The sequence below is a fragment of the Polaribacter sp. Q13 genome (assembly GCF_016858305.2).
Taxonomy (GTDB): Bacteria; Bacteroidota; Bacteroidia; order Flavobacteriales; family Flavobacteriaceae; genus Polaribacter.
Genome location: NZ_CP074436.1, coordinates 2,999,020 through 3,019,800 on the forward strand (window position 1 = coordinate 2,999,020; position 20,781 = coordinate 3,019,800).

At 31.2% G+C, this 20,781-nt stretch carries 14 protein-coding genes; 13 read left to right on the forward strand and 1 reads right to left on the reverse strand.

Annotated elements, in window-relative coordinates; all coding sequences use genetic code 11:
• Positions 1-177: 177 nt before the first annotated feature.
• Positions 178-759: a HupE/UreJ family protein gene (locus tag JOP69_RS12540; RefSeq protein ID WP_203395125.1), complete on the reverse strand. Its 582-nt coding sequence runs from the start codon at positions 757-759 to the stop codon at positions 178-180.
• 227 nt (positions 760-986) lie between these two features.
• Here JOP69_RS12540 and nirB point away from each other — a divergent pair, with 227 nt between their 5' ends.
• From nirB to JOP69_RS12605, 13 genes are all read left to right on the forward strand, one after another.
• Positions 987-3,500, forward strand: coding sequence for a nitrite reductase large subunit NirB (nirB, locus tag JOP69_RS12545; RefSeq protein ID WP_203395126.1), 2,514 nt, complete (start codon positions 987-989; stop codon positions 3,498-3,500).
• 163 nt (positions 3,501-3,663) lie between these two features.
• Positions 3,664-4,041, forward strand: coding sequence for a nitrite reductase small subunit NirD (gene nirD, locus JOP69_RS12550; protein ID WP_203395127.1), 378 nt, complete (start codon positions 3,664-3,666; stop codon positions 4,039-4,041).
• A 9-nt stretch (positions 4,042-4,050) separates the two neighbouring features.
• Positions 4,051-4,635 carry a DUF4202 domain-containing protein gene (locus JOP69_RS12555; RefSeq protein ID WP_203395128.1) on the forward strand — a complete coding sequence of 195 codons (585 nt, stop codon included), beginning with the start codon at positions 4,051-4,053 and terminating at the stop codon, positions 4,633-4,635.
• Between the two features lie 17 nt (positions 4,636-4,652).
• Complete coding sequence (locus tag JOP69_RS12560; protein ID WP_203395129.1) at positions 4,653-6,461, forward strand: ATP-binding protein; 1,809 nt, start codon at positions 4,653-4,655, stop codon at positions 6,459-6,461.
• 352 nt (positions 6,462-6,813) lie between these two features.
• Positions 6,814-7,809, forward strand: a complete 996-nt coding sequence (locus tag JOP69_RS12565; protein ID WP_215602593.1) for an IS110 family transposase — start codon at positions 6,814-6,816, stop codon at positions 7,807-7,809.
• 426 nt (positions 7,810-8,235) lie between these two features.
• Positions 8,236-8,895, forward strand: coding sequence for a response regulator transcription factor (locus JOP69_RS12570; RefSeq protein ID WP_203393438.1), 660 nt, complete (start codon positions 8,236-8,238; stop codon positions 8,893-8,895).
• Positions 8,896-9,173: 278 nt separating this feature from the next.
• Positions 9,174-10,595: an MFS transporter gene (locus JOP69_RS12575; protein WP_203393437.1), complete on the forward strand. Its 1,422-nt coding sequence runs from the start codon at positions 9,174-9,176 to the stop codon at positions 10,593-10,595.
• Positions 10,596-10,790: 195 nt separating this feature from the next.
• A complete protein-coding gene (locus JOP69_RS12580; protein ID WP_203393436.1) occupies positions 10,791-14,312 on the forward strand; it encodes a nitrate reductase in 3,522 nt (1,173 codons plus the stop codon).
• Complete coding sequence (locus tag JOP69_RS12585) at positions 14,309-15,742, forward strand: rubredoxin (protein WP_203393435.1); 1,434 nt, start codon at positions 14,309-14,311, stop codon at positions 15,740-15,742. Before JOP69_RS12580 ends, JOP69_RS12585 begins: the two co-directional genes overlap by 4 nt.
• A gap of 145 nt (positions 15,743-15,887) precedes the next feature.
• Positions 15,888-17,165, forward strand: coding sequence for an alginate export family protein (locus JOP69_RS12590; RefSeq protein WP_203393434.1), 1,278 nt, complete (start codon positions 15,888-15,890; stop codon positions 17,163-17,165).
• A gap of 407 nt (positions 17,166-17,572) precedes the next feature.
• The gene (locus JOP69_RS12595; protein ID WP_203393433.1) at positions 17,573-18,229 is read left to right on the forward strand and encodes an HAD family hydrolase; all 657 of its coding nucleotides are present in this window, start codon (positions 17,573-17,575) and stop codon (positions 18,227-18,229) included.
• 676 nt (positions 18,230-18,905) lie between these two features.
• Positions 18,906-20,159: a site-specific integrase gene (locus JOP69_RS12600; RefSeq protein ID WP_203393432.1), complete on the forward strand. Its 1,254-nt coding sequence runs from the start codon at positions 18,906-18,908 to the stop codon at positions 20,157-20,159.
• 3 nt (positions 20,160-20,162) lie between these two features.
• Positions 20,163-20,750, forward strand: coding sequence for a hypothetical protein (locus JOP69_RS12605; RefSeq protein WP_203393431.1), 588 nt, complete (start codon positions 20,163-20,165; stop codon positions 20,748-20,750).
• Positions 20,751-20,781 lie beyond the last annotated feature (31 nt).

Genomic DNA, 20,781 nt, shown 5'->3' on the forward strand with positions numbered 1-20,781 from the left:
GTAAAAATATTTACAGAAATAGGACGTTAATAATAAGATAATTTTTTGGGCGTTACCTTGCAGGTCGGGCTTTCACTACTCGCTTTTTTTGTAAAAACAAAAAAGAGCTCAAACAGACCGTTCTATCCCTAACGCGACTAACTTGTTAACAAATATTAAAAACGGAAACTTTTTAGCTTACCAAAACACTCTATCTATCATCATTTGTATGGCAAAACCAATAACAACAGAAGAGCAAACTAAAATCCAGTCTCTTCTGGTAACTCTAAAAAAGTTTTGAAGAATGGTCCCAATAATTAAAATACCTAAAACAATAATAATTTGGGCAGCCTCTATGCCTAAAGCAAATTCTAATAGCGGAAACAATTTACTTTCTTCCTTGCCTACCATCATTTTAAAATAGTTAGAAAACCCCAAACCATGTATTAAACCAAAAAGAACAGCAAACAGTAAATTGATACTTTGTTTGTCAGAAGAAGCCTTTTTAGCGGTAAGCACATTTATAAGCCCGGTTATAAAAATAGTTACCGGAATAGCAAACTCAATAAGATCCATTTTTACTTTTAGAATTCCGTAAGCAGATAAAGCCAACGTAACAGAATGACCAATTGTAAATAAGGTAACCAACCATAAAACTTTTTTCCATTGGTTAAAGCTAAAAACTACAGCCAAAACAATTAAAAATAAAATATGATCGTATGCCAAAAAATCTAGCACATGGTTCAAGCCCATTTTAAAATACAGTAAAAAATCGTCCATTAATATCTAATATAGTTTGTGTAAGTGCCAAAGATATTAAAAACTGTAATTCAAATAAAGGTTAAATACACTATTAACAATTCTGATCGCTAAATTTTAAATAATATCAAATTTATAAGTATTCAATTCTTTAAATCAATAATAATTTGAATTATACGTAAATATTATAACTAAAAATACGTATAAATAAGTAATAATACTTAGTTTTGTGATTCAAATACGTAATTATGAAAACAGTTATAGTTGTCGGAAACGGAATGGTTGGTTATAAATTTTGTGAAAAATTTGCAGCAACTCCAGAAAGTAAAGATTTTAAAGTTATTGTTTTTGGTGAAGAACCAAGACCCGCTTATGATAGAGTTCATTTAAGTGAGTTTTTCGAAAATCAAGATGCAAAAGCACTAGAAATGGCGCCTGCAGAATGGTATAAAGAAAAAAATATCGATTTAATTGTTGATGAAAGAGTATCTGAAATCAATAGAAAATCTAAAGTAATTACTACAGCAAACGATAGAGAGTTTTCTTATGATTATTTAGTATTAGCAACAGGTTCTTCGGCTTTTGTTCCGCCAATTAAAGGCGTAGAAAAAGAAGGGGTTTTTGTATACAGAACTATAGAAGATTTAGAAGGAATGTTGGCGTATGCTGCAAAACTGAAAGAAAAGAATCCGAATGCGAGAGCTGCTGTTTTAGGTGGAGGATTGTTAGGTTTAGAAGCGGGTAAAGCGGTTATGGATATGGGTTTAGAGCCTCATATTGTAGAGTTTGCCTCTAAGTTAATGCCAAGGCAATTAGATTCTAGAAGTAGTAATGTATTGCAATTAAAATTAGAATCTATAGGATTAAATATTCATTTAAATAAAGCAACTAATCAAATTTTAGGTGATAAAGCTATTACTGGAATGGAGTTTGGCGAAGATGATGTTTTAGACGTAGAAATGTTAGTAGTTTCTGCCGGAATTAGACCAAGAGATGAGCTAGGTAAAGTATCTGGTTTAGAAATGGGCGTTCGTGGCGGAATTGTAGTCGACAATAAAATGCAAACTTCCGATCCAAGTATTTTTGCTATTGGAGAAGTTGCTTTGTACAACCAAATGATTTTTGGTTTGGTGGCTCCTGGTTATGATATGGCGGGTGTTGCCGTAAATCAAATTATTGGAAATGTAGAAGAATTAATGCCTGCAGAAATTGACATGTCTACCAAATTAAAATTAATTGGTGTAGATGTAGCAAGTTTTGGAGAACCTTTTATGCCGGCATCTAAAGGACATTCGGTTATTTTTGAAAACAAAACACAGCATTTATATAAAAGAATTAACGTTAGTTTAGATGGAAAGTCTTTATTAGGAGGAATCTTAGTAGGAGACGCATCAGACTATAATATGTTGCATCAAGTGTATTTAAACGGAATGCCAATTCCAGAAGATGCAGCACAATTAATATTACCAGCAACAGAAGGCGGCGCTTTTGGTAGTGCCTTAGATTTACCAGACGAAGCTCAAATTTGTTCTTGTGAGAATGTAACGAAAGGTCAGATTTGTGGCGCCATAAAAGACGGTTCTTGTGAGGATTTAGCCGGAGTTATATCATCTACAAAAGCAAGTACAAGTTGTGGTGGTTGTAAACCAATGGTTACAGATTTGGTAAACGAAATGTTGAAATCACTTGGTAAAACGGTTAAAAATGTTATTTGTGAACATTTTGAATATAGCAGACAAGAGTTATACGGAATTATAAAAGCTAAAAAACTGACTTCTTTTAACGAGGTCTTAGATGCTTGTGGAACCGGACATGGTTGTGAAACGTGTAAGCCATTAGTTTCTTCAATTTTTGCAAGTTTATATAATGACACTCCAAATAAAGAAGATGTTACCCAAGATACTAATGATAAATTTTTAGCCAACATTCAGCGAAACGGAACCTACTCTGTAGTTCCAAGAATTGCAGGTGGAGAGGTTACTCCAGAAGATTTAATTGTTTTGGGGCAAATTGGTTCTAAATATAATTTATACACCAAAATTACTGGTGGAGCGCGTATTGATTTCTTTGGAGCTGAATTAAATGATTTACCAGCAATTTGGAAAGAGTTAATTGCTGCTGGTTTTGAAAGTGGACATGCATATGGAAAATCTTTAAGAACTGTAAAAAGTTGTGTAGGTTCTACATGGTGTCGTTATGGTTTAGATGAAAGTATCACGTTTGCAATCGAATTAGAAAATAGATATAAAGGGTTGCGTTCTCCGCATAAAATTAAAGGTGGAGTTTCTGGTTGTATCCGTGAATGTGCAGAAGCAAGAGGTAAAGATTTTGGAATTATTGCTGTAGAAGGTGGTTGGAATCTTTATGTTGGTGGAAACGGTGGAGCAACACCAAGACATGCGCAATTATTAGCAGAAAAAATAGACAACGAAACAGTTATAAAATATTTAGATAGATATTTAATTTATTACATACAAACGGCTGCTCCGTTAATGAGAACTGCTGCTTGGTTAGATAAATTAGAAGGTGGAATTGAGCAATTGAAAAAAGTGGTTATTGAAGACAGTTTAAATATTGTTGATGATTTAGAAAAAGAAATGCAATTCTTAGTAGATGCTTACGAATGTGAGTGGAAACAAGCAATTGAAAACGAAGAAACAGAAAAACGTTTCCAACATTTTGTTAATTCAGAAGATAGAGATGACAACTTAGTATTTGTTCCGTTACGTGATCAGAAAATGCCAGAACTCTGGAAAAATTAAAGATAAACTAAGTAATAACAACATCTCGATACAATTTTGCAAAAAAGCAAAATCACTCGATGTGACAACACAAAATTAGAACTATTAAAACGTACTGTCAGTTCGAGTGAAATTTCTTTTTCAGAAATTTTGTATCGAGAACATATCAACAAAAACAACAATTATGGATACATTACTTTCAAAATACAAAACAGTAAAAGAAGCAGATGTAAAAGTTTGGTTTAAAGCAGCTCCTATTAGTGAATTTCCAAAAGATGGCGGAGCATGTGTAAAGTATAAAGATTTACAAATTGCAGTTTTCAATTTTTCGAGATTAGATAAATGGTATGCTTGCCAAAATTTATCACCAGAAAAACAAGAAAACGTATTGTCTAGAGGTATGTTGGGCGATCATAAAGGGATTCCTAAAATTGCATGTCCGTTGCATAAAAAAACATTTTCATTAGAAACGGGCGAAAATTTAAATGCAGATTTAGCACCTATTGCGGTCTACCCAATTAAGATTGAAGCAGAAAATGTGTATATTGGCTTCTCAGAATAAACACACAAGATGAAGCCAACAAGATTTGAAACTGCCATTGCATTAATAGATAAAAAAAACGCTGAAGATCCAAACACCTATCAAGTTTCTGGATTAGAGTATCCTAAAGAGTTATTGTACTCGCAAAGGATGACGAGAAAGTTGCTTCAGTTTGATCCAAATGCATCAAAGGCACTTCAAATTTCTGTAAGAGGTCATCATATTTGTCGTTGGAAAATTGGTAGAAAAGAATATCCTATGGATAGAGTTGGGTATTTAAAATGGCGTGAAGAACTAAAAAAGATGCACGCAAGTACTACTGGAGAAATTTTGGAAAAAGTTGGTTTTGATAAACAATTTGTAGACAGAGTAGAAAAAATTATCTTAAAAAAACTCATAAAGAAAAACGAAGAATCTCAAACTTTAGAAGATGTTATTTGTCTGGTTTTTCTAGATTATTATTTTGATGAATTTGCAGCAAAACATACCGACGAAAAAATTATTGATATTTTAAAGAAAACGTGGGTAAAAATGTCTGACAATGGACATGCAGCTGCCTTAAAAATTCCATTTTCAGAAAAAAGCTTGGCTTTGGTAAAACAAGCTATCTCATAAACAAAATGTAATTTAAAATGACTAAAAACGGCAATTCATTAGACCAAAGAACGTTTGATAAATTAAGCCGTTTATATATTATTGCATTAAGTACCATTGCACTTTCGGTTATTATAAGTCAGATTTTTGTTCGTAATCATTTAGAGACTCAAAAAAGTGATTCTACCGTAATTAATGTTGCTGGTAGACAAAGAATGCTGAGTCAGAAATTAACTAAAGAAATTGTTTCCCTTTCTGATTATTCTGATAAAAAAAATAGACTTCGACTTAAAAATAATATCATTGAAACTCTTGATTTGTGGCAGTTATCTCATTATTCGCTTCAAAAGGGAAATGACAGTTTAGGGCTTCCTGAACAGAATAGCGATAAAATTAAAAGTAAATTTAAAGCGATTAATCCTGTTTTTGAGACTATTCAGAAAGCATCAAAATCTATTTTAAAAAAGTTAGAAAACCCTACTATTTCTATTGATGAATTATCATCAGAAATTGAAAAAGTAACCCATAATGAAGGTTCTTTTTTATTGATGATGGATGAAATTGTAAATCAGTATAATGTAGAGGCTGATAAAAAAATAGATTGGTTAAAAAAATTAGAATTTCTTTTAATGTCTTTTACATTAATAATTCTTTTAGGCGAATTTTTATTCATCTTTTGGCCAACAGCAAAATCGGTAAAAGCAACACTCTCAGAATTATTATCAGCAGAAAAAAGAGCTAAAAAAATGGCTTTTGATGCCGATGAGTTAAGTCTTTCTAAAGAAAAATCAATAAAAGAATTACGTGCTCTAAGTCATGCAATGGATGAAACGTTGTTGTTTGCAAGAATTTCTCCAAGTGGAAGTTTAATTCATATGGGAAATAAGTTTTCTCGTTTGTTTAAATTATCAAAAACGAATCAAGAAACATTGATTTGGAAGGTTTTATCTGATAATGAAAACGAACAATTATTAATTGAAAATTTGATTAATAAATATAAAAAAACAGGTTGGCAAGGAGAAGTAAAAGCAACCATAAAAGGAGCTGTAGCTGTTTGGTTAGAAATGTCTTTAGTGCCTTATAGACCAACAGAAGATAGATCTGAATTGTTAATTATTGCCTCCGAAATTACAGATAGAAAAGCAGCTCAAATTGAAGTTGAAAGACTTACAGAAGAAAGTTTTGAAGAGAAAATGAGTCAGCAAAAAATAATCTCTAGTAAGATTATTGAAAATCAAGAAAAAGAGCAAAATAGAATTGCTAAAGATGTGCATGACGGAATTGGACAAATGCTTACTGGGTTGAAGTACAATCTAGAAAGTATCAATATGAATGATATTGAGAAAACGACTTTAAAAATTGAACACCTAAAAGAGTTAACTACTAATATTATAAAAGGTGTTAGAACCGCTACTTTTAATTTAACGCCACCAGAATTATCAGATCACGGAATTGTGCCAGCAATTACCAAGTTAACGCATGAGTTAGGAAGGTTAACAGGAAAAGAAATTATATTTTTTAATAAAACAGATTTTAATGAGCGTTTAGATTCCTTAATAGAAATTAATATTTATAGAATTGTACAAGAAGCCATTAATAATGCTATTAAATATGCAGATTCTTCACATATTTTAGTGTCTCTTTCTCATAGCCAAAATATTTTAAGTATTAATATTGATGATGATGGAAAAGGTTTTGAACCTTCTAAAGTAAAGAAAGTTAAAAATGGAGATGGTGGCATGGGCATGACTTTTATGAAGGAGCGTATTAAATATATTGAAGGTCGTTTATTCTTAAATTCTGAATTAGGAAAAGGAACTAGAGTTACGCTGAATATTCCTATTTAGAAGAAAAACACAAATTACAAAACACCTGTCACTTCGAAGTATTGAGAAGTCTCATAACAGTAATACCACAACAACACAAACCAAGCCTTATGTGATTTCTCCTATCGTCCTTTAGATTAGCAAAGTATAATTATTGAGTTTAATTCTTATATTTAAGTCCAATATAGAACTCATGTTTTATAATAAAAAAGAATGGAGTGAACTTTCCTTAAGTCTAGATTTATCAGATCTATATTTCGTATTAGTCTCCATTCTTTTATTTCCGATTACAAAGGACCAAATAGAATTTCAGTTTCGACCTTTTAAAGGTTTTAGTCAACGTAATCATTTTTTACTAACACAAAACAAAATTATGAAAATTAAACAAACTATTGGTATCGACATTAGTAAATTAACCTTTGATGTTCGTATTCACAGTAATCAGTGTTATCAAGCATTTGAGAATAACTTAAAAGGTTTTAAAGCACTTATAAAATGGGTAGAAAAAAACAACTCTATTTCTAAGGAACACACTTTATTTGTTTTGGAACACACAGGTATTTATTCTGAAGAAATCGCATCATTTTTTGATGTAAATAACTTTTATTTCGCATTAATTCCAGGTTTAGAAATAAAGAAATCTCTAGGAATATCAAGAGGAAAAGATGACAAAGTAGATGCTACAAAAATAGCATTATATGGGTATCGATTAAGAGATGAAATTAAACCATATAAACTTCCATCAAAAAACATTCATCAATTAAAACGCCTTTTAACATTAAGAGAAAGGCTAGTGAAACAAAACGCTGGTTATAAAGCAACACTTAAAGAACAGAAAAGAGTTTATACTAGAAAAGAGAATCAACTTCTTTTAGAAACTCAAGAGAAAATGATAAAATATTTTACAAAGCAAATTAAAAGTGTTGAAGCCGAAATGAACAAAATAATTAAGGCTAGTGAGCAACTTAAAAAACAATACAAACTAATTGTGAGTATTAAAGGAATTGGTAATCAAACAGCTTTATTTATGATTGTTACAACCAACGGATTTACAAAGTTTGCTTCTTGGAGAAAGTTTGCTTCATATTGTGGGATTGCTCCTTTTCCTAACACCTCTGGAACGAGTATAAGAGGTAGAACCAAAGTGAGTAATCTTGCTAATAAAAAACTCAAAAGTCTTTTTGATATGTGTGCTAAATCAGCAATACAACACAATCCAGAAATGAAGCTATTTTATAATCGAAGAGTCGAACAAGGAAAGAATAAAATGAGTACAATTAACATCATTAGAAATAAATTATTATCACGAATTTTTGCAGCTATAAAAAGACAAACTCCTTATGTAAATGTTTTAAAATATGCTGCTTAAAAATTAGTGAAATATATTTGGTAGAGTCATAGAATACGAAATGACAAACTGGATGTAGAAAGCACCACTCAATTTGTCACTTCGAAGTATTGAGAAGTCTCATAACAGTGATACCACAACAACACAAACCAAGCCTTATGTGATTTCTCCTATCGTCGAAATGACAAACTGGGTGTAGAAAGTACCACTCAACTTGTCACTTCGAAGTATTGAGAAGTCTCATAACAGTGATAACAAAAACATGAGCAACTTTATGTGATTTCTCCTATCGTCGAAATGACAAACTGGATGTAGAAATAACCACTCAATTTGTCACTTCGAAGTATTGAGAAGTCCCATAATAGTGATAACACAAAACTCCACGCCAGATAAATACGTAGTTTTACTTAAAAACCTTATTTTTGTAAGTATAAAATAGTTACAAGTATGATAAATGTAGTTTTAGCAGACGACCATGTTTTGGTACGAGACGGAATAAAAGCACTTTTAGAAGATCAAACAGGAATTACTGTGATTGATGAAGCTTCTAATGGAAAAGAAGCGCTAGAAGTTATTGCTAAAAACAAACCACACGTTCTTATTGTAGATATTCGTATGCCGGAAATGAACGGAATTGAAGTAGTTGCAGAAATTACTAAAAACAAGATTGATGTGAAAACATTGGTGCTTTCTATGCACGATTCTGAAGAATACGTAGTAAAATCGATTCAAGCAGGAGCAGATGGCTATTTATTAAAAGGGGCGAGTAAAGAAGAATTTTTAAAGGCAGTAAATAATGTAGCTGCAGGAGATAAGTATTTTACCGGTGATGTTTCTACAATTATCATGAACAACTTTGTAAACGGAAATACAGCCAGAAAAGAAGAACAAAAAACAGCAATAAAAGAGCTTCCTTTTAAATTGACAAAGAGAGAAAGACAAATATTGACTTTAGTTTTAGAGTTAAAGAATAATAAAGATATTGCTGATGAGCTTTCGATTAGCAAACGTACTGCAGAAGTGCATCGTTTTAACTTAATGAAGAAACTAGAAGCTAAGAACCTTCAAGAATTAACCAATAAAGCAAAAGAATACCAGTTGATTTAGAACTAACCGCAAAGTTCGCAAAGTATTATCGCCAAGGGCGCAAAGGGAAAAGCTCTGTGTGTGTCTTCATTTCTCTTTGAATGTCAGTGAAATAACTCTTTTGTCAGTAAATTTCTATTGAACAACTTTACACTCCTTTCATTTTTTAACCCCAATTTTATCAAATTCTTAAATTCGATACTACGTAATTATCAATCTAGTAAATTTTAAAAAATACGTATTTTTAGCATTGTAATTAAGTATTTATACTTAGTTTTGTGTAACTAAAAATATGTATTATGATAAATTTAGCTCAAGAAAAGTCAACAAAATTAAGTCTATTCGATTTTAAAAATGTAGCAACTCGTACATTCTGGATTACCTCAATATCATTCTTTTTATGCTTTTTTGCATGGTTTGGTATTGTCCCTTTTATGCCAGATGTTGTAAAAGATTTAGGATTAACACCAGACCAAAAATGGAACTCAATTATTTTAGCCGTTTCAGGTACTGTTTTTGCCCGTTTACTAATTGGTAAATTATGTGACAAATACGGACCAAGAATATGTTATACTTGGTTGTTAATGTTAGGTGCAATTCCTGTAATTTTATGTGGGTTGGTACAAACACCCACTCAATTTTTAGTTTGTAGACTATTTATTGGTTTTATTGGTGCATCCTTTGTAATTACACAAGTACACACTTCTTTAATGTTTGCGCCTAATATTGTAGGTACTGCAAATGCAACTTCTGCAGGTTGGGGAAATTTAGGTGGTGGAGCCAATAGATTAGGGATGCCATTAATAGCAGCAGCAGTTGTTGCTTTTGGTGTTGCAGATGGTGAGGCTTGGAGATATTCTATGGTAATTGCTGGTATTGTTTGTTTTGCAATGGGAATTGTATATTACTTCTTTACAACAGATACGCCAAAAGGAAATTTTAGCGAGTTAAAAGAAGCTGGAGAAATGGTGGTTACTAAAAAAGACCAAGTTGGTTTTTTAGAAGTATTAAAAGATTATAGGGTTTGGATTCTTTTTGTTGTCTATGCAGCAAGTTTCGGAATTGAATTAACGGTATATGGTACCATGGATGATTATTTGCAAAATACTTTTCAATTACAAAGAGTTACAGCTGGTAACATTGTATTGTCATTTGCATTGATGAATATTTTTGCAAGAACTTTAGGTGGTTTCTTTGGTGATAAATTTGGAAAGTTAAAAGGCTTAAGAGGTCGTGTTTTATTCTTATCTTTCATTTTAACATTACAAGGAGTAATGTTGATATTTTTCTCTGGAGCTACAAGTTTAGTTTTAGGAGTTGTTTTATTGATTTTATTTAGTTTAAGTGTTCAAATGGCAGAAGGAGCAACATTTTCTGTAGTGCCATTTATCAATAAAAAAGCAATAGGTTCTGTATCCGGTATTGTGGGAGCAGGAGGAAACGTAGGAGCTTTTTTAGCAGCAATGTTATTAAAATCGAAATCTGCATTGGCAGAAAAATCAGCAATTTTATCTAGTGAAGGTTTAAGTGCAGAGGTTGTGAAAGCAGCACAATCTGCCGCTTCTTCAAGTGCTGTTTCTAGCGGATATTTACTAATTGGTTTTGTCGTTGTAGTTACAGGTATTGTGGCATTAACAATAAGATTTTCTACGGAAGAGGAAGAAGAGCAAATTCCAGAAGGTGTAAATCCAGTTTTAGTTCCTATAAATGTTAAAGGATAATAAAAAGGATTAAATATTGTCATACTGAACTTGTTTTAGTATGACAATTTGTTGAAATTCAAAAGAATTTGAAATAAATTCAGATTGATAATAAATTTCCTTTTTAGATACTTTTTTTAGTGTATTCAGAATAATAAAATGGAATTTTGGTAGGTATAATTATAATGTCGTATTTAGTATAAAATATTGGTCTACATGATTAAAAATGAAATTAAAACAACGTGTTCTTATTGTGGAGTGGGTTGTGGAATTATCGTAAAAAAAGACATCAATAACAAGGTTTTTGTTGAAGGTGATAAGGATCATCCTGTAAACAAAGGAATGTTGTGTTCTAAAGGGATGAATCTTCATTACGTTGCCAATGATACTTCAGACAGAATTTTATATCCAGAAATGCGATGGTCTCGTTCGCATCCGCGTGAGCGTGTATCTTGGGATACGGCTTTAGATAGAGCTGCGAACGTTTTTAAATCCATCATAAAAAAACATGGTCCAGATTCAGTAGCATTTTATGTATCAGGACAAAGTTTAACCGAAGAATATTACATAGCAAATAAGCTAACAAAAGGGTTTTTAGGAACCAATAATATAGATACCAACTCACGTTTATGTATGAGTTCTGCGGTGGTTGGTTACAAGAAAACATTCGGAGAAGATAGTGTGCCAATTTCGTACGATGATATAGAATTAGCAGATTGTTTTTTAATAACAGGTGCAAATCCTGCTTGGTGTCATCCAATTTTATTTAGACGAATAGAAAAACACAAAGAAGAAAATCCGAAGGTAAAAGTTATAGTAATTGATCCACGTAAAACAGATTCAGCAAAATTTGCAGATTTACATTTGCAATTAACACCAGGAACCGATGTTGTTTTGCACAATGCCATTGGTAGGTGTTTGTATAAAAGTGGTTTAATTGACGAAGATTTTATCAAAAAACATACGCAAGGTTTTGATGGTTATAAAGAAGTAATCTTTGGAACATCTTTAAAACAAGCTTCCAAAATTTGTGGAGTTCCGGCAAAAGAAATTCAAAAAGCCGCAGAAATGATTGGTCTTGCAAAAGGATTTATCAGCATGTGGGCAATGGGTTTAAACCAGAGTGTAATTGGTACAGACAAAAACACCTCACTTATAAACTTATCTTTAATAACGGGGCAAGTTGGTAAACCAGGTGCTGGTCCATTTTCGTTAACAGGGCAACCAAACGCAATGGGCGGACGAGAAGTTGGCGGAATGGCAAACTTATTAGCAGTTCATAAAGATTTAGGAAACGAAGAACACAGAAGAGAAGTTGCTCAGTTTTGGGGAGTAGATAAAATATCTGCAAAACCAGGCTTAACAGCAACAGAATTATTTGATGCTTTAGAAAGCGGAAAAGTAAAAGCTGTTTGGATTGCAAGTACAAATCCGTTGGTGAGTATGCCAAACTCTCATCAGATAGAAAAAGCCATGGCAAAATCTAAATTTGTGGTGGTGCAAGAGATTTCTCACAAAGCAGATACTTTAGCTTTTGCAGACTTGGTTTTACCAGCTGCAGCTTGGTTAGAGAAAGAAGGTACCATGACAAATTCTGAACGTAGAATTTCTTATTTACCAAAAGAAATAGAAGCTCCAGGAGAAGCAAGACCAGATGTAGAAATTTTCTGTGATTTTGCACAAAGAATGGGCTTTAGAGGTTTTGATTTTAATGGAGCAGAAGAAATTTACGACGAATATGCGTCAATGACTAAAGGAACAAATATTGATGTTTCTTTTTTAAATTATGATCGATTAAAAAACGAAGGTACTTTTCAGTGGCCTGTAAATGAATATAGAAGTAAAGGAACACCGCGTCTTTTTGAAGATAAGAAGTTTTATACACCTTCTCAGAAAGCAATTTTTAATGTTCCATCTACCATAGAAAATACATCGGTAAAAACAAACGATGAATTTCCTTTAATTTTAACCACGGGTCGTATTAGAGATCAGTGGCACACCATGACAAAGACAGGGAAAGTAGCAAGATTAAAAACACATTACCCAAAACCTGTTTTAGAAATTAACCCTGTAGATGCTTTTTTAAACAAAATTAAAGAAGGAGATATTACCGAAATAAAAAGTGCAAACGGAGTTGTGAGAGTTCGTGCAAAAATTACAGAAGATATTAAGGTAGGAGTTGTTTTCTTGCCAATGCATTGGGGTAAAGTGCTAAAAAGTAATTTAAATAGAGCTAATAATTTAACAAATACACATGTAGATCCGGTTTCTAAAGAACCCGATTTTAAGTTTACATCTGTAAGTGTTTCAAAATATAAAAAACCGAAAGACAAAATTATTATTGCAGGTGCAGGTGCTGCCGCTTTTCGTTTTTTACAAAATTATAGAGATTATAATGAGGTTGATGAAATTCATGTTTTCTCTATGGAAAAGAACCTGTTTTACAACCGTGTTTTATTACCAGAATATATTACAGAAGAGCTTTCTTGGGAGCAATTATTAAAGATTAAAAATACGGAGTTAGGTAAATTAAATATCAAAATTCACCCAGAAACAATTATTTCTAAGATTGATAAAGAAACCAAAGTAGTTACAGATTCTAACGGAGAAACACATTCGTTTGATAAATTAATTTTAGCAACTGGAAGTAGACCTTTTATTCCGAAAGATGTACAAATAGATTTACCAGGTCGTTTTACCATGCGTAATAAAAGTGATGCAGATAGCTTTAAAAAATATTTAGACAATACTGGTTTGCCGCCAGAAGAACAACATGTTGTAATTGTTGGTGGTGGTTTATTAGGATTAGAGCTGGCTGCTGCCATGAAACACAAGAATGTGAAAATTACAATCATTCAGCGTGCATCTCGATTAATGGAACGTCAATTAGATAAGATTTCTAGTAAATTATTATCTCTAAATGTACAAGAAAGAGGTATTCAAATTTATTTTGATAATGAAGTAAGTACTGTTTTTGATGATGAAGATACAGGTGAGTTAACCATCAACTTAAAATCTGGAAAATATATAAACGCAAACGCAATTGTGTATGCAATAGGTACCAGACCAAATATAGAAATTGCAAAAAATAATGGTGTTCTATGCGGACGAGGTGTAAAAGTAAATCAGCATTTACAATCTTCACATCCAGATATTTTTGCCATTGGAGAAATTGCAGAATTCGAAAATAAATTATTCGGAATTACCTCTGCAGCAGAGGAACAAGCAGGAATTTTAGCGAACTTTATTGCGGGAGATATTAGTGAAGCTTACAAAGGTTCTGTGTTGATGAATATTTTAAAATTCAGCGATTTAAACTTGTGTAGCATTGGTGAAATTAAAGTACCCGAAAACGATCCGAGTTACGAGGAAATTATTTTCACAGATATTTCTAAAGGATATTATAAGAAGTGTATTGTAAAAGACGATTTATTAATTGGAGCAGTTTTAGTAGGTGATAAAAACGAATTTGCAGAGTTTAAAACTTTAATAGAGAGTAAGATTGAAATGTCTGACAAGCGAGACACTTTGTTAAGAGGTGCTTCTAACGATACGCCTATGTTGGGTGAATTAGTTTGTTCTTGCAGTCAGGTTGGTGCTGGTAATATAGAAGAAGCCATTGCAAGTGGTTGTACAGATTTTACAGAATTATGTAACAAAACCGGAGCCGGTTTAGGTTGTGGAAGCTGTAAAACAGAAGTAAGAGATATTTTGAATAATGCAAAAGTAACGGTATGAGCAAGCAATTAAATAGATTAATAGTTAGAGGTGGTGTTTTATCTCCAGGAGAGCTAAAATATATTTGCGAATCTGTAGAAAGTTTAGGAGAAAAAACGATTTCTTTTGGTTCTAGACAAGATATTTTATTACCCAAAAAAATAAATCAAGATGAATTATCTCAATTTGATAAATTAAAATTAATTGAAGCTGATGAAACTGGTGTAGAAAATATTGTATCGTCTTATGTTTGTGCAGATATTTTTCCGAGCACTTCTTGGTTAACGGGAGATCGGTACTTGTATTTATTAGAACAGTTTCGTTCAAAATCAAAATTAAAAATAAATTTAACAGATCCAAAACAACGTTTGGTTCCGCTTTTTACAGGGAATATAAATTTTATAGCTTCAGAACATGAAGATTATTGGTATTTGTATGTAAGGCTTCCAGAATGGAAAAAGACACAAATGTATCCTGCTTTAATTTACAGTTGGGATTTAGATAAAATTGAAACTGCTATAGAAAACATCCTTCAGGAAGAACCAGAAACCATAGAAATGATTTTTGACTTGGTAAGTGATGCCATAGATACCAATAATAGAACGGTTGATAAACCTTTAGAAGTGCCTTTTTATCCTTTTCCTTATTTTGAAGGAATGAACAAAATTGGTATGGATAAATATTGGTTGGGCTTGTATTGGAGAAACAATAAATATGATATTTCTTTCTTAAAAGAAATGTGCGAATTGTGCTCTGAAAATAAGATAGGAAAAATTTCTATTACACCTTGGAAATCTTTTGTGGTTAAAGGGATTCCGAAAGAATCTAAACTGGTTTGGGAGAAGTTTTTAGGCAAGCGAGGAATCAATGTTCGCCATTCTATGTTAGAGTTAAATTGGCACATTCCGGTAGCAAATAAAGATGCCTTAAATTTAAAGAAATACTTGGTTTCTAACTTCGATCAGAATGATATTAGTACCTATGGTTTAACCTTCGGAATTACAGATTATAGCAAAGCGGCTTATTATTTTACATCCATCGTAGTTGAAAAAAATAAGCAACCAGAAATGATTGGTAATTTTCAGACAAGAGATACGTATAACCTGTTATATGCTAAAAATTTCGATCCAAATACTAGGCAATATATTATGCACGTACAAGATGTGGATAAGGTAGAGTTACCAGGTTTGTTAATGGAATTAAGTCAGTTGTATTTTGATCAATTAGGTAGCGAAAAAGAAGATGAAAAAGAGGTTGCATCTAAGAAAGAAGCAGTTGAATTAGAAGTATATCAATGTACAGATTGTTTAACCATTTATGATGAATCTTTAGGAGATATTACTCAAGATATTCCTCCAAAGACGTTTTTTAACGACCTGTCAGAAAGTTATGAATGTCCTCTTTGTGAGGCTTCTAAAAGTAGTTTCCAGAAAATAGTACTCGTTAAATAACATCAATTTATACAACATACAAAAGTTTAAAATAAAGATGTTTTTCAACAGGATAATATGAGTTTTATCATAAAAAAGATATTTTTGTCTTTTTATATTGCGTGCTCAAATAAAAATTAAATTAGAACTTAAAATAGAATTAAAAATGAAAAAACAATACATAGTTTTAGCGTTATTGTTAGTGAGTTTCCAATTTGTAAACGCACAACTTACTTTAGACGGAGAGTTTAGACCACGTACAGAATACAGAAACGGATTTGGAAGTTTAATTCCGGATGCAGCAGATGCAGGGTTTGGAATTTCTACAAGAGTACGGTTAAACACAAGCTACATGACCGATAATTATTGGGTATATGTTAGTTTACAAGACGTAATGGTTTGGGGAGAAAATAGACAAATTTTACCTTATGATCAAAACAACTCATTTGCTATTTTTCAGGCTTGGGCAGAAATTAAATTAGGAGAAAATACATCTACAAGAGTTGGTCGTCAAGTGTTATCTTATGATGATCAAAGAATTTTAGGAGGCTTAGATTGGGCACAACAAGGTAGAAATCATGATGCTGCTTTAATTAAGTATAAAAAGAACAATTTTATGTTAGACTTTGCACTAGCATTTAACCAAGATTATTCAAATCCAACAGGATTTCAATCCGCAGGAACTGCGTATAATACAACAGGTTATTTCTCATATAAAACGATGCAAATGTTATATATGAAGCAAAAATGGGAAAAATTATCTGGTAGTTTATTAATATTAAACAACGGTTTTCAAGAATTTGATGCTACAACAAATGAAGCAGATGGAGTTAGTAATTTACAAACTTTAGGAACGCATTTAGAGTATAAAGACGGAAGTTTTGGGTTGTCTGCAAATGCATTTTTACAAACAGGAAAACGTCAGGGAGACGTTGATGTAAAAGGTGCTTATTTAGTAGGTTTAGATGCAAGTTATAAAGTAGCACCGAAAGTAGGTTTAGGAGCCGGTTTAGAGGTTATAAGTGGTAATGATGGAGCTGCAGGAGAAACCGGAGCATTCTTTCCTTTATATGGAACAAACCATAAGTTTAATGGTTTTATGGACTATTTTTATGTGGGTAACCACGCAAACTCTGTTGGTTTGGTAGATGTACATGTAAGTGCCAACTTTACCATAGATAATTCTTCTAGTTTAATGGTAAAAGCATTAAACTTTAGAGGAGAACAAGAATTAGCAAGTGGAGAAAAAAATTTAGGAACAGAAATAGATTTAGTTTATAGCAAGAAATTTAAAGGCTATTCTTTAGTACTTGGTTATTCTCAAATGTTTGCAAGTGATGGTATGTACGAGTTAAAAGGAGTTACAGAAGCGGCTGCGGCAAATAATCAAAATTGGGCTTGGGCAATGTTAGTAATTAAACCTAAGTTTTTAAGTGGAAAATAAAAAATAGTAAAGTAAATTATTAGTATTATAGTTCCTTTTAGTGTTAAGAATTATAACTTCTAATGTTTTTAATCCCTCTAAAAGAGGGATTTTTATTTTATATAATATTTCAAGTGTCTACTAAAAATAGCACGTTCTTAAGTTAATTTTATGAAATTCAATTTGGTTAAATAGAAATTACTAGGTGAAGATTTGAATTACGAATCTTTTTTTTTAAATGATCTTTTAATATGCATAACACTTAAAAATGGTTAATGGAGAAAGTCTTATTTCTTTTGTCGTTTAGCGGAGCGGTCTGAAGTCTTTTAGTGGATACTAGTTATAATATTTATAAAAAAAAACAAATGTAAATCTTCTTGTTTTTCATCTCGTAATTATGATATTATTAGTAATTTTATCAAAAAAAAATGAAGTATAAAGCTGTTATTTTCGATTTAGATGGTACACTCGTAAATTCTATAAAGGATATTGCGGATGCGATGAATATTGTTCTTAAAAAACGCAACTATCCTACATACAATTATGAAACTTACAAAACTTTTGTGGGTAGTGGGGTTAGGAGTTTAGTAGTGAGTGCGCTTCCAGAAGAGAATCCTAAAAATGAAGAAGTAGAAGCGTGTCTTAAAGATATGATGCAGGTATATAGTGAGGTTTGCACAGTTAAAACAAAACCTTACGAAGGCATATTAGAATTATTAGAAAAATTAAATGCTAAAAATATTAAAGTAAGTGTGCTTTCTAATAAAGAAGATACATTGACTAAAAAAATAGCGGCCTTTTTATTACCAGAATTCTTGAGTCCGGTTTTGGGATTGAAAGTTGAGGTTGATAAAAAACCAAATCCCAAAGTAGCTTTGGAAGTCTGTGAGGAGATCGGTGTAAAGCCCGAAGAAACCATTTTTATTGGTGATACAGATGTAGATATTTTAGTGGCCAAAAATGCAAATATGCTTCCCGTAGGTGTTTCTTGGGGATTTAGAGATAAGGAAAGTCTTGTTAATGCTGGCGCTGCACAGGTATTACAGCATCCTTTAGATTTAATGAAAATTATAGATTTCATATAAATAGATGATAGATACCTTGAATTTAATTTTTCATTTTGATATTTATTTGTATTACTAAGGCATAACATGCTGAAACAATTTCAGTGTGATTCGTTTTGGTAATTTTAAGAAAGTTTATTTATTTACTATTCGTTTTTAAACAAGAATAGGTGTTACAGTGCGTTATTTTGGATTTAGTAGAAATATCAACAAGGACTTCTGTTGAGTGAAAAAGGAGAATAGTGGGGTTTAATGAAAAAAATATATCAGTTGTAAAAAAGTAAGATACCCCGTTGTGTATTATCACTTAGATATCTTTTCTGTAGTGTTAGTTTATTATCTCAGGTTTTTATGTGAAATTGTATAAAGGTTGATAGGTCTGTTGATGGTACTCATAAATATTAGTTTTTATTTTTTGTAACTTCTATTAATATTTAAAAGATGTTTTCGGGCTATTTTCGGAATTTTACAAAAAAAAAGAGCTAAAACGTTTTATATTAACGTAATAACTCTTTTAAATGGTACTCAAGGTGGGAGTACCTGTGTTTTTAAATCAGTTTATATCTACTTAAACCCTTTAAATACTATATAATATAGCTTAATTAATTTATATGAAATTAATTTTAATCAAATTTTATTTAAATAGGTAGCCCTTTTAATTGCCCTGTTTTATATATTTGTATTAAATTGTATAGTTATGAAAGTTTCATTTCATTTAAGAAAGGATAAGGTTAATAAAGAAGGGTTAATGCCTATTAGAATGTTAATTACAGCGAAAGACTGTAAAATATTCAAAGTAATAAAAGGTGTTAACTGTAAAGAATCTCTTTGGGATAAAAGAAGTGAACGTCTTAATCCTCCAAGGAAAAATAGCCCTTATAATTATCACATAGAATACAATAAGATAATTGACGAAAGAGAGGATGAAATAAAGAAATTGTTTAGGTATATACTGCTAAACAATATCAATCCTACTAAAGATTATATTTTAGAGAAGCTTGAAAATGGATTAGATAAAGTAAACCTTACGCATGAGTTTTTTCCAACTTTTGAGGAATTTAAAGATTCAAGTAAGTCTACAAAGGCACCGAGAACTATTAAGTCTTATGTTACAACTATAAATTTTCTCAAAGATTTTGAAGCCTATTCTAAGACAAAATTGTTATTTGATTCAATTGATAGTACCTTTTTCGAAAAATTACAGGATTATACTTTTACAGAAAGAAAGAACAAAAACAGCTACTTCGCATTTATTATAAAGGTTTTAAAAACTTTTATGAATTGGTCTTTAGATAAAGAATATCACAGTAATTTGAAGTATAAAAAATTTAAAGCTAGAGAGGATGAAACCGAAATTATCTATTTAACTATGGATGAATTAATGACGCTTTATAAACATGATTTCGAATCTGACAGATTAAACCAAGTAAGAGATATGTATATTTTCAATTCTGTAACTGGCTTGAGAATATCGGATTACAAAGCTCTAAAGCCTTCAAATGTAAAAAAGGACTACTTGTTGATCACTATTCAAAAAACGAAAGCAATCAACACTAAAATACCTTTAAACAAGTTCTCTAGTGAAATTTTAGAAAGATATAAAGATACAATTCACGAACCTTTACCTGTAATTTCTGACCAGAAGTTTAATAAGTACATAAAGGAGTGTTGCAAAATAGTAGAAATAGATTCACTCATAACTAAGACAAGATATGTTGGGCAGAAAAGAATCGAAATAACAGTTCCTAAATATGAATTAATTACGTCGCACACAGCTCGTAAAACTTTTGTAACCAATTCTTTAATTTTAGGAATGAAAGAAATGGTTGTTAGAAATATTACAGGACATAAGAAAGAGGAAAGTTTTAGACGTTACGTTAAAATTGCAGAAGATTTTAAAAGGCAAGAAATGGACAATACTTGGAATAATGTTGAAATTATAGAAAATTAATTTATGAATCATTTAAACAAAACTTTAGAAAACTTAAAAAACTATGTTGAGAAATCCGATTTAGAAACTGAAAAAAAAGAATCTAGAGAAATTACAAATAAGCTCGAATTAAAAAGTGTAATTTCTCCAAATAAAATATTTGAGTTATTTAAAAAATTCTTAATTGTACCCAATGAAAAGAAAACGACTTTAGCGAGTATATTAAATTTACATACTGAATTTGAGAGAAGAATTATTAATTCAATTTTATCATCTTTTAAATTTGATAAAAAAAGACATCATAAATTTCCTTTTAATAATTTCAGTAAATATCCTGTTTTGGATAATCTTTCTGCTGTAGAAATTAATAATATAAGAGCAATTATAATAATTATGCAAAATGAAAATTGCTTTAATAATTTTAATCCATTGTTAGCTTCAAAAATTATAACAAATAATTTTTGTTGTGGAGAAAAAAACTCTAATAATTCTGTTGCAAATAATCGAAAAATTTTAAAAGAGCATTTCATTAAAGGAAGTAAAAACCTCTCAAAATATACTCCTATTTCTTCTGAAGTTAAACTTCATAAAATAAAGCATAATTTTAAATAAAAATATCATTTTTTTACTGGCTATTAAAATA

What these genes read in the sequence shown, in the direction of transcription:
- JOP69_RS12540 (WP_203395125.1), bottom strand. Translation starts at nt 759, where the DNA reads ATGGACGATTTTTTACTGTATTTTAAAATGGGCTTGAACCATGTGCTA.
- nirB (WP_203395126.1), top strand. Translation starts at nt 987, where the DNA reads ATGAAAACAGTTATAGTTGTCGGAAACGGAATGGTTGGTTATAAATTT.
- nirD (WP_203395127.1), top strand. Translation starts at nt 3,664, where the DNA reads ATGGATACATTACTTTCAAAATACAAAACAGTAAAAGAAGCAGATGTA.
- JOP69_RS12555 (WP_203395128.1), top strand. Translation starts at nt 4,051, where the DNA reads ATGAAGCCAACAAGATTTGAAACTGCCATTGCATTAATAGATAAAAAA.
- JOP69_RS12560 (WP_203395129.1), top strand. Translation starts at nt 4,653, where the DNA reads ATGACTAAAAACGGCAATTCATTAGACCAAAGAACGTTTGATAAATTA.
- JOP69_RS12565 (WP_215602593.1), top strand. Translation starts at nt 6,814, where the DNA reads ATGAAAATTAAACAAACTATTGGTATCGACATTAGTAAATTAACCTTT.
- JOP69_RS12570 (WP_203393438.1), top strand. Translation starts at nt 8,236, where the DNA reads ATGATAAATGTAGTTTTAGCAGACGACCATGTTTTGGTACGAGACGGA.
- JOP69_RS12575 (WP_203393437.1), top strand. Translation starts at nt 9,174, where the DNA reads ATGATAAATTTAGCTCAAGAAAAGTCAACAAAATTAAGTCTATTCGAT.
- JOP69_RS12580 (WP_203393436.1), top strand. Translation starts at nt 10,791, where the DNA reads ATGATTAAAAATGAAATTAAAACAACGTGTTCTTATTGTGGAGTGGGT.
- JOP69_RS12585 (WP_203393435.1), top strand. Translation starts at nt 14,309, where the DNA reads ATGAGCAAGCAATTAAATAGATTAATAGTTAGAGGTGGTGTTTTATCT.
- JOP69_RS12590 (WP_203393434.1), top strand. Translation starts at nt 15,888, where the DNA reads ATGAAAAAACAATACATAGTTTTAGCGTTATTGTTAGTGAGTTTCCAA.
- JOP69_RS12595 (WP_203393433.1), top strand. Translation starts at nt 17,573, where the DNA reads ATGAAGTATAAAGCTGTTATTTTCGATTTAGATGGTACACTCGTAAAT.
- JOP69_RS12600 (WP_203393432.1), top strand. Translation starts at nt 18,906, where the DNA reads ATGAAAGTTTCATTTCATTTAAGAAAGGATAAGGTTAATAAAGAAGGG.
- JOP69_RS12605 (WP_203393431.1), top strand. Translation starts at nt 20,163, where the DNA reads ATGAATCATTTAAACAAAACTTTAGAAAACTTAAAAAACTATGTTGAG.